This window comes from Orlajensenia leifsoniae, from assembly GCF_004570845.1.
In the GTDB taxonomy this organism is placed as follows: domain Bacteria; phylum Actinomycetota; class Actinomycetes; order Actinomycetales; family Microbacteriaceae; genus Orlajensenia; species Orlajensenia leifsoniae.
Window position 1 is genome coordinate 785450 of the sequence record NZ_SPQZ01000002.1, and the last position, 15617, is coordinate 801066.

The 15617-nt window shown below is 69.7% G+C and carries 12 protein-coding genes; 1 reads left to right on the forward strand and 11 read right to left on the reverse strand.

Translation table 11 applies throughout. The annotated features are described in order from the left end of the window. Positions 1-11: 11 nt before the first annotated feature. The gene (smc, locus tag E4M00_RS07785) at positions 12-3527 is read right to left on the reverse strand and encodes a chromosome segregation protein SMC (RefSeq protein ID WP_135119909.1); all 3516 of its coding nucleotides are present in this window, start codon (positions 3525-3527) and stop codon (positions 12-14) included. A 132-nt stretch (positions 3528-3659) separates the two neighbouring features. On the opposite strand from smc, the gene E4M00_RS07790 reads away from it, so the two are divergent. Further along, complete coding sequence (locus E4M00_RS07790; RefSeq protein WP_167756845.1) at positions 3660-4736, forward strand: GNAT family N-acetyltransferase; 1077 nt, start codon at positions 3660-3662, stop codon at positions 4734-4736. 110 nt (positions 4737-4846) lie between these two features. Here the strand turns inward: E4M00_RS07790 and mutM are convergent, their stop codons facing one another. The 10 genes from mutM to E4M00_RS07840 form a co-directional block, all read right to left on the reverse strand. After that, complete coding sequence (gene mutM / locus E4M00_RS07795) at positions 4847-5764, reverse strand: bifunctional DNA-formamidopyrimidine glycosylase/DNA-(apurinic or apyrimidinic site) lyase (RefSeq protein WP_135119911.1); 918 nt, start codon at positions 5762-5764, stop codon at positions 4847-4849. A gap of 8 nt (positions 5765-5772) precedes the next feature. Next, positions 5773-6459, reverse strand: coding sequence for a ribonuclease III (gene rnc / locus E4M00_RS07800; RefSeq protein WP_420813425.1), 687 nt, complete (start codon positions 6457-6459; stop codon positions 5773-5775). A 104-nt stretch (positions 6460-6563) separates the two neighbouring features. After that, entirely contained in the window at positions 6564-6767 is a 204-nt protein-coding gene (rpmF, locus tag E4M00_RS07805; RefSeq protein ID WP_055819283.1) for a 50S ribosomal protein L32, read from the reverse strand. Between the two features lie 3 nt (positions 6768-6770). Then, positions 6771-7313: a YceD family protein gene (locus E4M00_RS07810; RefSeq protein ID WP_056164781.1), complete on the reverse strand. Its 543-nt coding sequence runs from the start codon at positions 7311-7313 to the stop codon at positions 6771-6773. A 38-nt stretch (positions 7314-7351) separates the two neighbouring features. Beyond that, positions 7352-9682: a transglutaminase TgpA family protein gene (locus E4M00_RS07815; RefSeq protein ID WP_167756846.1), complete on the reverse strand. Its 2331-nt coding sequence runs from the start codon at positions 9680-9682 to the stop codon at positions 7352-7354. Beyond that, positions 9669-11012, reverse strand: coding sequence for a DUF58 domain-containing protein (locus E4M00_RS07820; protein WP_135119914.1), 1344 nt, complete (start codon positions 11010-11012; stop codon positions 9669-9671). Before E4M00_RS07820 ends, E4M00_RS07815 begins: the two co-directional genes overlap by 14 nt. Before the next feature lie 8 nt (positions 11013-11020). Beyond that, positions 11021-12061: an AAA family ATPase gene (locus E4M00_RS07825; RefSeq protein WP_055819291.1), complete on the reverse strand. Its 1041-nt coding sequence runs from the start codon at positions 12059-12061 to the stop codon at positions 11021-11023. Next, entirely contained in the window at positions 12058-12546 is a 489-nt protein-coding gene (gene coaD / locus E4M00_RS07830) for a pantetheine-phosphate adenylyltransferase (protein ID WP_135119915.1), read from the reverse strand. Before coaD ends, E4M00_RS07825 begins: the two co-directional genes overlap by 4 nt. A 70-nt stretch (positions 12547-12616) precedes the next feature. Continuing rightward, entirely contained in the window at positions 12617-14842 is a 2226-nt protein-coding gene (locus tag E4M00_RS07835; RefSeq protein ID WP_135119916.1) for an ATP-dependent DNA helicase RecG, read from the reverse strand. Beyond that, on the reverse strand, positions 14839-15597 hold the full coding sequence (locus tag E4M00_RS07840; RefSeq protein ID WP_135119917.1) for a tetratricopeptide repeat protein: 759 nt from the start codon (positions 15595-15597) through the stop codon (positions 14839-14841). The genes E4M00_RS07835 and E4M00_RS07840 overlap by 4 nt, the downstream gene beginning before the upstream one ends. Positions 15598-15617 lie beyond the last annotated feature (20 nt).

A 15617-nucleotide genomic window follows, 5' to 3' on the forward strand; every position in this document is an offset into this window, starting at 1 on the left:
ATCGGTCAGGGCTAGGCGCTCGCGCGCTCCTCAGCCACCCGCTGACCCACGACGGCCGAGACGCCGTCCTGGCGCATCGAGACGCCGTAGAGCGCATCCGCGATCTCCATCGTGCGCTTCTGGTGCGTGATCACGATCAACTGGCTCGACTCGCGCAGGTCCTGGAAGATCGTGAGCAGGCGTCCGAGGTTGGCGTCGTCGAGGGCGGCCTCGACCTCGTCCATGATGTAGAACGGGCTGGGCCGCGCCTTGAAGATCGCGATCAGCAGCGCGACGGCGGCGAGCGAACGCTCACCGCCCGACAGCAGCGACAGACGCTCGATCTTCTTGCCGGCCGGCTTCACCGCCACCTCGATGCCGGTGGTGAGCATGTTCTCGGGGTCCGTGAGGGTGATGCTGCCGACTCCGCCCGGGAACAGGATCGGGAACACCTCGCCGAACGCCGCCTGGGTGTCGTCGAAGGCCGCGGCGAAGATGACCTGCATCTTCTCGTCGATCTCCTCGATGATCGTGATCAGATCCTTGCGGGTGTTCGTGAGGTCGGTGAGCTGCTCCGTGAGGAACTTATGCCGCTGCTCCAACGCGGCGAACTCCTCGAGGGCGAGCGGGTTCACCCGACCGAGCTGGGCGAAGGTGCGCTCGGCCTTCTCGAGGCGCTTCTTCTGCTCGGCGCGATCGAAGACCGTCGGCTCTCCACCCTCGACCTCGGCAGGCACCGGCTCCTCTGGGCCGTACTCGGCGACCAGCACGTCTTCCACGAGCCCCAGCTCGGATCCTGCCCGCTCCAGCAGGCTCGACAGGTGCAGCTTCTTCTCGTAGATCTGCAGCTCGAGCCCGTGCACGTTCTCGGTGATGGCGTTCAACCGTTCCCGGGTGGCCGCCTCATCGCGGCGAAGCGCGACGAGCTCCTCGTTCTGGCTGGCGCGCTGGGCCTCGGCCGTCGCGAGTTCGAGCCTGGCCTGGGCGACGGATGCGTCGACCGACGTGAGCACGGCAGGCAGCGCCTCGGTCACGGCCGTGGCGGATTCCACCTGGCGACGCCGGATGACGGCACGTCGCGCTGCCTCCTCGGCGGCCGCGCGCTCCGACTCGCGCTGGCGCACCAGCGCAGCCGACCTGGCCTGCTCGGCGCGCACCCTCTCACGCGCGGTCTCGAGCGACAGGCGCGCCTCGACCTCGCGCTCGCGAGCCGACTCGAGCTCGACGAGCAGACTGTCGCGGGCCGAGACGTCGAGGATGGGACGCGGCTTCGAGGTGGCTGCGTCCAGGGCCGATCGCGCTGCCGTGGCGGTGCTCTCGGCCTCCGCCACACGCTCCGCAGCGAGCTGCAGTGCGGCGTGGAGGCGGGCCTGCTCGGCGCCGGCCGCCTCGGACTGCACTCTCGCACGGTTCAGCTTCTCGGCCGCTGCTGCCAACTGCGAGTCGAACTCGCGGAGGGCCGCAAGGGCCGACGCCGACTGCTCCTTCGACACCTGCAGGATGCCTCGCTGCTCCGCGAGCGTGAACCGCGACCGCTCGATGATCGAGGTCACGTCGTTCAGGCGCTCCGCCGCGGCGTCACGCTCGGCGACGAGCTCGAGACGCGAACGCTTGGCACCGCTGCCGCCGCGCAGCACGAAGGTGGTGAGAACGTCGCCAGCCCGGGTGATGACGGTGACGGGGGTCGCGGCATCCGCGAGGCCGCTGCGCCAGGCCGCACGAGCGGCGGAGAGGTCGTCGACGATCACGGTGTTGGCCAGCAGGCTGAGAACGCCGTCGGGGGCGTTGACGACTCCGGATGCCGCGACGTAGCCGTCGCCGGGGGCTGCGGCCGTCACGGCGCGATCTGGTCGGGCAACGACGACCTCCACCCGGCCGAGCTCCTCGGCGATCGCGTACTCGACGGCGACCGTGGCGGCGTCGAGATCGTCGGCCAGGACGGCGTCGGCGAGGGTTCCGAGGGCTGCGGCGATGGCCGCCTCGTAGCCGGGGTGCACCTGCACATGCTCCGCGACGAGTCCGAGGACGCCGGCGAGCCTGGCCGCGACGAGGGCGGCCGAGCCGTCCTTCTGGTCGAGCGCCGACGACAGGGCGCCGGTCTTGGCGGCGAGGGCGTCGCGTTCGCGTTCGTGGCCGTGCAGTTCGTCGCGGATGCGCTCGATCTCGGCCTCGGCCTCGAACAGCGCTCCCTGGGCGAGTTCGTAGGCCTCGTCGAGGTCGGTCTCGCCGACATCCGCCGTCGCGGCCTCAGCCTCGAGCAGGGCGAACTCGGCCCGGACGGCGCTGTGACGTTCGCGCGCGGCCTCGAGCGCGTCCTCCTGGCGCAGCACCTCGCCGCGCACGGCGGCGAGGCGGGAGGCCGCGGCATCCGACTGCCCGGTGAGCTTGGTGATCTCGAGATCGTGCCGGGACACGAGAGCACTCTGGGAGGCGATCTCCTCGTCGACGCCGTCGAGCGAGTGACGGGCAGCAGCCGTGGCGAGCTGGGCGTGTTGCAGCGCGGCCTCGGCGAGCACCACGACCTCCTGCAGGCGCACGATCTCGGCCGCGGCATCGTCGAGCATCTGCGAGCTGACCGACGGACCGGCATCCGGAGCCTCGGACTCGCCTCCGAGCAGGGCGATGCGCTGGTTGGCGAGGGTGTACAGGCCACGGAGCCGCTCCTGCACCGACTCCAGGCCGAAGGCGGTGCGGCGTGCGCCGTCGACCGCGTCGCCGACCTGCTCCTGCTCGATGCGCTGGATGCGCAACTGCTTCTGGTCGAGCTGCGCCTGCAGCACGATGCGTTCGCTGTGCCGTTCGTGCTCGCTGCGGGTGTAGCCGTCGAGCGCGGTGCGCAGGGTGAGCACCTCGTCGGCGAGCAGCCTGGCGCGGGCGTCGCGCACGATGGCCGCGATCGACTGCGCCTCGCGGGCGATCTCGGCCTGGCGACCGAGGGGCTTCAGCTGGCGCCGGATCTCGCCGGCGAGGTCGGACAGACGGGTGAGGTTGGTCTGCATCGCCTCGAGCTTGCGCACGGTCTTCTCTTTGCGGCGACGGTGCTTGAGGATTCCGGCGGCCTCCTCGATGAAGCCGCGGCGCTCCTCGGGGCTGGCGCGCAGCACGGCGTCGAGCTGGCCCTGACCGACGATCACGTGCATCTCCCGGCCGAGGCCGGAGTCGCTCAGCAGCTCCTGCACGTCGAGCAGGCGGCAACCCTGTCCGTTGATCGCGTACTCGCTCGATCCGTTGCGGAACAGCGTGCGGCTGATCGTGACCTCGGTGTACTCGATCGGCAGCGCGCCGTCCGAGTTGTCGATGGTGAGTGTGACCTCGGCGCGGCCGAGCGGCCCGCGGGTCGAGGTGCCCGCGAAGATGACGTCCTCCATCTTGCCGCCGCGGAGGGTCTTGGCGCCCTGTTCGCCCATCACCCAGGCGAGGGCGTCGACGACGTTCGACTTGCCGGAGCCGTTCGGGCCGACCACGCAGGTGACGCCGGGTTCGAAGGCGAAGGTGGTCGGCTGCGCGAAGGACTTGAACCCCTTCAGGGTCAGGCTCTTCAGGTACAACGCGTGCCTCTTTCCACCGGGCGGATGCTTGCCACAACGGTACCGGACACATGGCCTTCAGCCCGGCAGGTGGCTAGGCTGGTCGGCTGCCCGTTCTCGACCCGGAAACGCAGCGCGGAAGGAGGGCATCGCATGCCCACGCGATTCACCATCGAACCGCTCGTGATCCCCGAGGCACCCGGTGCCGCCGGCTGGTCGGACTTCGAGGCCGCCAACGCCGTGCGCAATGTCTGCGAGGCCGCGGCCTACGGCACCGACGACCTGGCCCTCCGTGCCGAGGAACGGCTCCCGATGTGGATCAACACCGAGTTCGAGCCGCGGCACGGCCTCATCGCCCGGATGGACGACGCCGTCGTCGGCCGAGCGGTCGTCGACACCCTCGCCGACCCGGCGTCGAAGCACGCCTGGTTGGAGGTGCTCGTGCGTCCCGAGGCGCGCGGACTCGGAATCGGCGCTGTCCTCGCCGACGCCATCGAGCAACTCGCCCACGACGACGGCCGCTCGACGTTCATCGTCTACGCGGCCTCACCCGATGCGCCGGGCCCGCGCCTCGATGCGCCCACGGGATTCGGTTCGGTGCCGCTGGAGAACACCGAGGTGCGCTTCCTCCTCGCCCGCGGCTACAGGCTCGAACAGCTGAATCGCGGCAGTCGACTGGCGCTGCCGGCCGACCCCGAAGCGCTCAGTCGTCTCGAGGCGGACACGGCCGCGCATGCGGCATCCGACTACGACGCCGTCACCTGGATCGGTTCGACGCCGGCGCAGTTCCGCGCCGACATGGCGCACCTGCACACCCGGATGAGCACCGACGCGCCGACCGCCGGACTCGAGGAGCCGGAGGACGTCTGGACCGTGGAGCGCATCGACGCGGAGGACGCGACGCGGGCTTCCGCCGATCTCGTTCCGGTCACCGCCGCTGCCGTGCACCGGGTGAGCGGAGCCCTCGTGGCGTTCTCGACCACGTTCGTCTCGCCGGACAGCGCACGCGCGATCACTCAGGACGACACGCTCGTGCTGCGCGAGCACCGCGGGCACCGGCTGGGGACCCTCGTGAAGCTGGCGAATCTGAGGGCCGTCGAGGTCGCCTTTCCGGGGCGTCCGTCGATCATCACCTTCAACGCCGAGGAGAACCGGCCCATGCTCGACGTCAACGAGGCGATGGGGTTCGTGCCGATCGGGTATGAGGGCGCCTGGCGCCGAGACGCGTAGCGTCTCGACGCACAGGCGAAAGGCGGAAGCCCGAACCAAGGAAATCCCGCGAACACGACTGCTATCCCCGGCCACCCTCTCTCAGACGGCCGATGGACCATGAGAACCGGCTAGCCCGCCCCGCGCGGCCTCCGCTGGCACCGCGGGCAGAAGTGCGAGCCGCGGTTCATGAAGGTCTCGCGCACGATCGCTGTTCCGCAGCGCGGGCACGGCTTGCCCTGCTGACCGTAGGCGTTCAGCGAGTGCGAGAAGTAACCCGACGCGCCGTTCACGTTCACGTACTGCGCGTCGAAGCTCGTGCCGCCCTCGGCCAGGGCCTTCTCCAGGACGTGCCGCACCTCGCTCAGCAGCAGTCGCGCCTTCACCCGTGACAGGCCGGCCGACGGGGTGTCGTAGTGCACCTTCGCGGCCCAGAGGGCCTCGTCGGCGTAGATGTTGCCGATGCCGCTCACCAGGTTCTGGTTGAGCAGCGAGCGCTTGATGCCCGTACGTGTTCGGGCGAGCGCCGCAAGGAACGCCATGTCGGAGAACGCCGGATCGAGCGGGTCCCGCGCGATGTGCGCGACCTGGCTCGGGATGGATCGGTCCCAGTCTCCGGATGCCGCTCCCCCGTAGCCTGCGACGGCACCGTCGGCGGTGGGAACCATGGCGTCGACGGCCATCGAGCCGAAGATGCGCTGGTCGACGAAGTTCACCCAGAGCTCGCCGTGGTCCGGATGATCCAGGTGCAGACGGATCCGCAGGAGCCCGGCCTCCTCGTACCCCGGAGCGCGCAACAGCACCTGACCGCTCATGCCGAGGTGGGTGACGAGAGCGTCGCCCGAGTCGAGCGGAAGCCACAGGAACTTGCCGCGGCGCACCGCGGCCAGCATCCGTCGTCCCTCGACGAGGTCGACGAAGGGGCCTCTGGTGACGACGTGCCGCTTCAGGGAACGGGGCTCGAACACCTCGACGCCTGCGATGACGGCGCCCGTCACAGCGGGTTCGAGGCCGGCCCTGACGACCTCGACCTCGGGGAGTTCAGGCACGCCGGGCGCTACTTCGCCGAAGTGGACGACTTCGCGGCGACACCGTCGAGCAACGCCCAGGCCTCGAGGGCCGCAGCCATCTCGGCGTGCTTCTTGCTGGTGCCCTCGCCGGTCGCCGTGACGTCGCCGACGGTGACGGTCGCGACGAAGACCTTGGAGTGATCCGGGCCGCTCTCGCTGATGGAGTACGCGGGCGCCGACTTGCCGTGGCGGGCGGCGCTCTCCTGCAGGCTCGTCTTCGGATCCATCGACGCACCGAACCGATCGGGGTCGGTGAGCAGTGGATCGATCATGCGCAGCACGAAGGCCGTCGCGGCGTCGCCGCCGCGATCGAGATACACGGCGCCGATGATGGCCTCGACCGTGTCGGCGAGGATCGACGCCTTGTCGCGCCCGCCGGTCCGGGTCTCCCCGCGACCGAGCCGCACGTAGCTGCCGATGTCGTTCTGACGCGCGATCTCGGCGAGGGCGGCGCTGCTCACGAGACTCGCTCGCCGCTTGGCGAGTTCACCCTCCTCGAGCGTGGGGTACTCGCGGTAGAGCATCACCGTGACGGCCTGCCCGAGGATCGAGTCGCCCAGGAATTCGAGTCGCTCGTTCGTCGGGATGCCGCCGTGCTCGTAGGCATACGAGCGATGCGTCAGGGCAAGCTCGAAGAGCTCGGCATCGAGTTCGATGCCGAGCTGAGCGAGCAGGTCCTCTGGAGGGTTGCCCGAGGTACTCACGAGTGCGATGTCCGCAGTCCGAAACGAAAGGCGCGGGCCGACGTTGCCGTCAGCCCGCGATCCTGACGATCGATTCAGACGTCGGCGACCTTGCGGCCCTTGTACTCGAGGAACAGGGCGGTGCCTGCGGAGTCCTCGACGACCTTGGCGCGGTGCGGAAGGCTGTAGGTGACCTTGCCGTTCTCGACGGTCTTGACGAGCGTGGGGACCTCGGCCTTCCACTGCGAACGACGCGAGTGGGTGTTGCTGCGAGACTTCTTCCGCTTGGGAACAGCCATGATTCAACTCTCTTTCTGCTGTTCAGCGCGCTCCTGAGAGCTGTCGCTGATGTCTGAGGAAGCTCCCAGGCCTGCAAGCGCGGCCCATCGCGGGTCATGCTGCACTCGTTCACCGAGTTCCGGGTGTTCTTCGATCCGCAGCCCTGTCTCGGGATCGAGACCGGGGCAATCAGGCCGACACACCGGCTGGAACGGAAGTGCTAGCACCACCGCATCCCTGATGAGTGATTCAAGATCCACGTGGTCGTCTTGAACCTCATACTCGAAAGCTTCTCCAGAAGAATACGCGAAAAGCTCCTGAAACTCGACTTCGACAGGCAGGGAGATGTCTGTGAGGCATCGGCCGCACTCTCCATCGGCCGTCGCGGACACGTCGGCGGAGACCAGAACGCCCTCGTGCACCGACTCCAGACGCACGTCGACATCGACGGATTGACCGGCGCGCACCGCCACCAGCCCCTCCCCCATGTTCTCGGTCAGTGGGATGGTCAGGTCGTGCTCGCGCATCTCGCCCGGGCGGTGCAGGAGGTCACGGACGTTGACCATGTACGGGGTCTTCTCGAACTTGCTCACGAGGATCGATTCTACGCGGCGGCGGCGCTTCTTCCGCGGCCGGGGCCGAACGCCTCGGGACGCAGCGACCGTGGCAGGAGCGCTGCCCGCAGACGAGCTCGCACGTCGACACCGGAGCGCAAGGACGCCAGCACGACATCGAGGTCGTCGACGAGGGCCTCGTTGCGGTGCCGGGCCTCCGCGCCGGGCCGGGCGTACCGCTCGTGTTCGACGGCGTCGCGCAGGCGCTCGAGCGCGGCGGCAACGGCATCCGTCAGACCACCGGATGCTGACAGCCGGCTGGCAAGATGCCGCGCGGTCTCGGTATCGGGCACGCCGAGGCCCAGGTCGACGGCGGAGTCGACGAGTTCGCGCCAGAGCAATGACGGTGACGCCCGGCCGGATGCGACTCGTCGGCGGCGCTGCAGGCGTCCCACCGTGCGGATGAGGAACGGGAGCAGCAGGATCAGCACCGCACCCAGCACGACGAGCGACACCTGGAGCCAGAGCAGGGACACCTGCGCCGCCGTGGCGACCCCGCCCGAGTTCTGCTCCCGGTCCTGCAGAGCGGCATCACGGTTCGCCTGGTCGTTCGTCGACGGCGCGAGCGGGGCCGTCGAGGCCTGTCCGACGCCACGCGCGTAGTCGGGAATCGACCCGCGACCCGTCGTCGGCTCGAAGGGCACCCACCCCACGCCGGGGAAGTAGAGCTCGGGCCAGGTGTGCAGGTCGTGGGTCGTCACGTTCCAGCGCGGCAGGCCCTCCATGGTGTCGCGGGTGCTGTCACCGGGAAGGTAGCCGAGGGCGATGCGCGACGGGATGCCGAGGGTGCGCGCCATGACGGCCATCGCAGAGGCGAAGTGGATGCAATAGCCCTTCTTCACGTCGAGGAAGCGCGCGATGACGTCGAGGCTGCCGCCGTCGTATCCCTCGTCGACCGGGGCCTCGGTCGAGTAGGCGTAGGCGCTGCTCCGGAAGTAGCGCTGCAGCGCGATCGCGGCGTCATAGGGGTTCGCGACGTTCGCGGTCTCCTCCGCCGCCAACTCGCCGATGATGGCCGGAGCGTTCTCCGGCAGCTCGAGGTACTGCCTGATGGCTTCGGGGTAATCGGTGCCGCTGGCCCGCAGTTGTTCGGCCGTCGGCTTCAGCTCGAGGCCGGCGACCTTGTAGCTCTGCCCCTGCGTCGTCGACTTGTCGCTCGACACCGTGAGGGCGCCGTCGTCCCACTGCCAGTCGCCGTCGAGCCCATCGATGCTCGTCGCCGGGTACGGCACCGGAAGCCACGAGCTGATGACGGTGTCGATCTGCACCGTGGTACTGATCTCGTCGCGCTCGACGGCATTCGTCAGCCCCTCCGGGTCTCCGAACTCGTCCATCGTGTTCGTGATGTCGGTCGCGCCTCGCCCGGCCACCCACTCGAGGTCCTCCGAGAACGAGTCGAGGGTGAGCAGCTTGAAGTAGGGCTGGTCCTCTGCCGTCGTGCCGTAGTGCATCGCCAGGGACGCCTCGGGCCGGCGCAGGTCCTGGCCGAGGTCGATCAGCGGGCTCACTCCCGACCCGAACAGCACTCCGGTCTGCTTGTTGGAGATGACCGAGGAATCCGACAGGGCCGGGGTGGCGGCCGAGAGCACGAGCGCCGAGACTATGGCGATGGACCCGACCCCCAGCGAGCCCCAGACCGGCCCGGGGCCGCGTCGTTCCGGACCGCTGCTGCGGGGAGCTGCGCGACCGCGGTCGCGGGTGGCCGCCTCGCTACGGCGACGGATGCGCACGTCGACGCGCAGCAGGAGCAGGTAGGCGCAGGCCGTGAGGACGAGGGCCGCGAGGTCGGTTCCCGACTTGGTGATGAGGGCGGGAACCGAGACAGGGATGAGGATGAGGGCACCGGCGATGGCGGGGAACCGCAGCGTGATCGCGACGGTGTCGAGGGCGATCGCGAGCAGGCCGGCACCGACGGCGAGCAGGAACAGGATGCCCGGATAGACGACGGCCGGAACGGCCTGTTGCTGGATGGACAGCATGCCCGCCTCGGCCAGTCCGCCCCACTGCTCGACGGTCCCCGGCGTCGGTACGAGCCAGAGCAGACCCGAGCCGTTGCCGAAGAACAGGGTGAGCGTGACCAGCAGCACCCCGCCTGCGGCGAGCGGCACGACCGACCGCGCCCAGCCCAGGTGCCTGAAGGCGCCGGCTGAGACGAGGGTGATGGTCGAGACCGCGGCCATGACCCACCACCAGCTCGATGCACGCAGAACCGGGCCGAGCGCCATCGACGCGACCAGGAGGAGCACGACGAGGGCGCCGGTGAGAGGCCAGTAGTTGCGGCCACGTTCGGCGAAGCGGGGCGTGGTCTCAGACCGGCTCATCGACGGGCCTCCGCTCGCGTCCGGTCTGTTCCCAGGCCTGGGCGATACCGCGGGCATTGCGGAGCTGCACGCACCGCCAGCCGGCGTCCTCGAGCTGTTCGACGACCACCGGGGCGACGGTGTCGACCACGAAGGCGATGGCGGGCTCGGAGTAGGGCCGGAGCGCCGCGAGCTCCTGCGCCTCCCTCACGTCGACGTCGATCAGGACGGCGAAGGTCGGCAACCTGTTGCCCGGGTTCCGGATGGCGCTGCCCGGGGAATCGGCGCGGGTGTCGTGGCCGCCCCCATTGGCAGGCAGCACGAGGTTCGCGAGGCCCTCGAGCAGGTCGCGATCGCCGGCAGGAAGCCGGTACGGCGTCGGGGTGTCCCCGCGCAGGCCACCGCGCACGCGGTCCGTGGCGGGCGAGAGCTGGCTCGCCCCGGTCTCGATGACGTCGAGCCTGAACCCCGCATCGAGCAGGTGGATGCCGATGGATGCCGCCATCTCGAGCGAGAGCTCGAAGGCGCCGTCGAGGCGGGGTCGGGTGATGGTGGAGCCGCCGCGCACGCCGACCGAGTGGGTGGTGTCGATGATGAGCCGGGCCTCGGGGTTGCTGCGCTGCTCCTCCTGACGCACCATGAGCTCGCCGTGGCGTGCCGTGGCCGGCCAGTTCATGCGGCGCAGCGGGTCGCCGGGGCGGTACTCGCGGGCGATCAGCTCGTCCGAGTTCGGGTTCGAATGACGCAGCAGTTCGTGCATGCTGCCGTCGCCGTTGGTGAGCGACAGCGCGTTGCCCGGCAGCGGGCTCACGCGCGGTGTCACGACGAGGTCGTGCGGAACCCCGGCCGTCTGCTCGCCCGACGCGAGCCCGAATGGATCGGCCCGGTCGAGGATGAGCGGCCCGATGCCGAACACTCCGCGGCGGCGTGGGGTCAGGGTGTACTCCAGGCGAGCGGTGTCGCCCTCGTCGACCCGCCCGTGGCGCCCGAGGCTCGGCATGAGGGCGCTCGCCGGCACCGAGATGCCGGATTCAGCCTGGTCGCGCCAGCGCGCGCCGTAGCTCGGGCGCACCGAGAGGTTCTGGACGACCAGCGAGACGACGGCCTCCGACCCGGCAGGCACGATCACCGGGGAGAAGGAGCGGGTCACGTGCACCCGCATCCGTCGCACGAGCACGTAGCCCATGGCGACCAGCGGGATGGCGATCAGGAAGCAGGCGACGAAGAGCGCGTCACGGCGCTCGAGGAAGAGCCCGTACAGGAACATCGCGATGCCCGCCGCAAGGAAGGCCCAGCCGCGCACGGTCGGGCGTGGCCACCACAGCTTCTGGGAACGGACGTCGTCGGCCATCGTGCGGATCAGGACCGCTTCTGGTTTCCGAGGGGCACCGCGGTCTCGGAGACTATGCGGAGCACGATCTCCTCGATGAGCGCCGAGCTGTCCTGGTGGTGATGTCCGAGGGCACGACTGGTCGGGACGAGCCTGTGTCCGAGAACGGCGACGGCGAGCTCGTCGATGTCGTCGGGCAGCACGAAGTCGCGGCCCTGGAGGGCGGCATGCGCCTTGGCGGCGCGGATGAGCTGCAGTGTGGCGCGTGGGCTGCCTCCGAGGCGCAGGTCGCGGTCATCGCGGGTCGCGCGCACGAGGGCCACGGCGTACTCCTTGACGCCGGGAGCGGCGAACACTCCCCGGGCCGACGACATCATCGCCCGAAGCTGCTCGAGGTCGACGACGGCCCCGATCTGCTCGAGGGGGCTCGTGACGTCGCGGGTGTTGAGCATCTCCACTTCGTTCTCGGTGTCGGGGTAACCCATCGAGATGCGGGCCATGAACCTGTCGCGCTGGGCCTCGGGAAGGGCGTACGTGCCCTCCATCTCGATCGGGTTCTGCGTGGCGACGACGGTGAACGGCGTCGAGAGCAGGTAGGTGGTTCCGTCTACGGTGACCTGGCGCTCCTCCATGCACTCGAGCAGTGCCGACTGCGTCTTGGGAGAGGCGCGGTTGATCTCGTCTCCGATGACGATGTTCGCGAACACGGCGCCGGGCTTGAACTCGAAGCGTCGCTCGGCCTGGTTGTACATCGAAACGCCGGTGACATCGCTGGGCAGCAGGTCGGGCGTGAACTGGATGCGGCTGACCGTACTGTCGACGGACTTCGCCAGCGCCTTCGCCAGCATCGTCTTGCCGACGCCCGGCACGTCCTCGATGAGCAGGTGGCCTTCGGCAAGCAGAACGGTGAGCGCCGTGCGCACGGCGGCGTGCTTGCCCGCGATGACGCTCTCGACGTTCGCGATGATCGCGTTGGCGTGCCGCAGCACCTCGTCGAGGGGCATCGCGACGGTGTCGTCGGCTGTGGCCACCGAGGAGTCGGTGGGGATTCGGGTGGCTGAGCTGTTCATCGGAGTGACCCCTGGAGGAAATCGGCGACGGCCCGAGGCACGTAGGGGGCCACGTCGCCCCCGAGAGCCGCGACCTGTCGGACGAGGGAACTGGACACGTGGGCGTGTGCAGGATCGGGGAGCATGAAGATGGTCTCCACGCCGGCGAGATTGCGATTGACGATCGCCATCGGGGTCTCATAGGCCACATCGACCTGGGAGCGGATTCCCTTCACCAGCACGGATGCCCCGACCTCGGTGCAGTAGTCGACGAGCAGGCCGACACTCCACGATGCGACGACGATGTTGCCGCCGGCACCGGACTCGGCGATGGCCCGTTCGATCAGGCTGACCCGCTGGGCGATGGGGAGCAGGGCGTTCTTGTCGGGATTGTGCACGACGAGCACGTGCAGCTCGTCGAACAGGCCCGCGGCACGCTCGATCACGTCGAGGTGACCCAACGTGGCTGGGTCGAACGAACCGGGAACGACGGCGATCCTGCGCATGGGTTTCACCCTAGCCTTTCGGCATCACTCCTCTGCTGGAGAGCGGGTGTGAATCCCCGAACAGGGGTCGTCACGCCTTGTTGAGGTATTCGCGCTCGGACTCGTCGAGTCGGCGGGCGACGGCCTCGCGCAGGTCGGGGTGGTCGGCGAACGCCGGGTCGACGTCGAGGATCTCCTGCACGGCTCGACGCGCGTCGGCGATGATGTCGCCGTCCTGGGCGACGCGCAGCAGTCGGAGCGACGAGCGCCCTCCCGACTGCAGTCCACCGAGCACGTCGCCTTCGCGGCGGAGCTCCAGGTCGGCCTGGGCGAGTTCGAAACCGTCGAGAGTAGCGGCGACGGCATCGACGCGTTGGCGGCCGAGCGACTCCTCGGCGGCGTTCGTCACGAGGAGGCAGAGCCCGGGAACCGAGCCGCGGCCGACGCGACCGCGCAGCTGGTGCAACTGCGAGACCCCGAACCTCTCGGCGTCGAGCACCACCATGGTCGAGGCGTTCGGCACGTCGACGCCGACCTCGATGACCGTCGTGGCCACGAGAACGTCGATGGTGCCGGCCGCGAACGCCTGCATGACGGCATCCTTCTCGTCACTCGACATGCGACCGTGCAGAGCCTCGATCCGGCGGCCGGCGAGATCGGGGTGGCTGCGGAGGGACTCGAGAGTGGCGGTCACCGACGCCAACGGCGCCTTGCTCTCGGCCTCGGCCTCGTCGAGCACGCCGCCGAGATCCTCGCCCTCCTCGGGCTGCTTGGCGTCGATCGCCGGGCAGACCACGAAGGCCTGCCTGCCGAGGGCCAGCTCCTCGGCCGTGCGCGTCCAGACCCGATTCCACCACCCCGGTTTCTCGGCCAGGGGCACGACGAAAGACTCGATGCCCGATCGGCCGGCCGGGAGTTCGCGGATGACGCTCACGTCGAGGTCGCCGAACACCGTCATGGCCACGGTGCGCGGGATCGGCGTGGCCGTGAGGACGAGCACGTGCGGAGGCGTGGCTCCCTTGAGTCGCAGCGCCTCGCGCTGGTCGACGCCGAAGCGGTGCTGCTCGTCGATGACCACGAGCCCGAGGTCGTAGAACGACACGGTCTCGCCGAGCAGGGCGTGGGTGCCGACGACGATGCGCGATTGGCCCGAGACGGCCCGGAGCAGCGCCTTGCGACGCTCAGCGGCGGAGAGCTGCCCGGTGATGAGGGTGGGCATGAGCTCTGCCGACAGATCAGGGCCGAGGGTGCGAGCGATGGAGCGCAGATGCTGCGCCGCGAGCACCTCCGTGGGGGCGAGCAGGGCCGATTGCCCACCCGACTCCGCAACGGCCAGCATGGCGCGGAGGGCGACGAGGGTCTTGCCGGAGCCGACCTCGCCCTGCACGAGGCGGTTCATGGGAGCCGTCGCTGCGAGGTCGCCGGCGATCTCGTCTCCCACCTCCTCCTGGTCGGCCGTGAGGGTGAACGGCAGGATGCCGTCGAAGCGCTCGAGGTAGCCTCCGGCGCGCGGCACCCGGGCCGTCGTGGCCGAGGCCCGGTGAATGGCGCGCTCCTGCAGCAGCGCGGCCTGCAGCACGAACGCCTCGGCGAAGCGCAGGCTGTCGCGTGCCCGCCTCCAGTCGGAGTCGGTCTGAGGCCGGTGCACGAGCTCGAGCGCCCTGGCGTGGGCGAGCAGCCCCTGCTCCTCTCGCACGGCCGCGGGAACGGCATCCCCCACACCGCGCAGGCCGTCGAGAGTGGTCGCGATGGCCTTCGCGATGTTCCAGCTCGACAGGCTTCCCGTCGCCGGGTAGATCGGGATCGGCATCTCCGACCAGCGCTTGCCGGCATCGGGGTCGTTCACGCCGCTGAGCGCCACCGAGTCGTCGTCGAACAACTCGTAGTCGGGGTGCGCCAACTGCAGGGCGCTGCGGTAGGCGGTGACCTTGCCCGCGAAGACTCCCCGCACGCCCGGCCGCAGTTCCTTCTCACGCCAGCCCTGGTTGAAGAAGGTGAGGGTCAGGATGCCGGCGCCATCGGAGATGGACACCTCGAGGATGTTCCCCCGACGGTTCTTCATCGAGCGCCCGCGCACCTCGCGCACCTCGGCGACGATGGTCACGTTCTCATCGAGGGGCAGACGATCGAGCGCCGTCAGTTCGCCGCGGCGCGCGTAGCGGCGCGGATAGTGGCTGAGCAGGTCTCCGACGGTGCGGATGCCGAAGGCCTTCGCCAGCGGCGTGGCCGTGCGCGGCGCCAGCACCGTCGCCAACGGTGCGTCGAGCGGACTCGTCGGCGCGCCGACGGAACCTGACGAGGCGTCGGTCGAGGTCATTCCTCGATCGTAGAGCGATCCTCCGTCAGGGCACGGATCTCGGCGGCCACGTACGGGTCGTCCGGCCGCTTCTCGGCGAGGGAGCGCTGCTGCACGAGAGCCTCGTCGGTACGACCGAGGGTGCGCAGGCATCGTGCGACAGCCCATCGCCCGATGAAGCGCTGGTCGGCCGTTCCCACCTCGCGGGCGTACTCGAGGGCGCGTTCGAAGTGCGGCAGGGCCTCGGCGGCTCGGCCGCCGTCGTGCAGGTACCAGCCCAGGTTGTTGTGCAGCGCGACGCCCCAGCGGCGGGTGCGCGGCTGGCCCGCGCGCTCGAGCACGGCGAAGCCGACCTCGGCCCATTCCTCCTCGTGCCCCGCGTCGGCGATGGCGAGCATGTGCAGGGCATCCAGGGTGAGGAACGTCACACGACCGGATGCCGCACGCCGGGCGGCCTTCGTGAACAACGGGACAGCCACGACGGGCTCGCTCTGCGCCAGCCGCAGCCTGCCGCGCTCCAGCGCTATGCGCGCCTCGACGATGGGCGATGACGGCACGATCGAGTCGAGCACGGCCTCGGCGTCGTCGTACTGCTCCATCAGCCCGAGGGCTCGCGCCAGCTGAGTCGCGATCTCCTCGCGGGCCTCCTCGCTGTAGGCGAGGTCGTCGGCGGCCGCCTGGAAGCGCTCCGCTGAGGCCGCTGGATCCGAGAAATCCCACAGCGTGTCCAGGATGGACTGGTCGATGGTCTGGAGCTGATTCGTCGTGTCCCCCACCCGTCCATCATCACACCCAT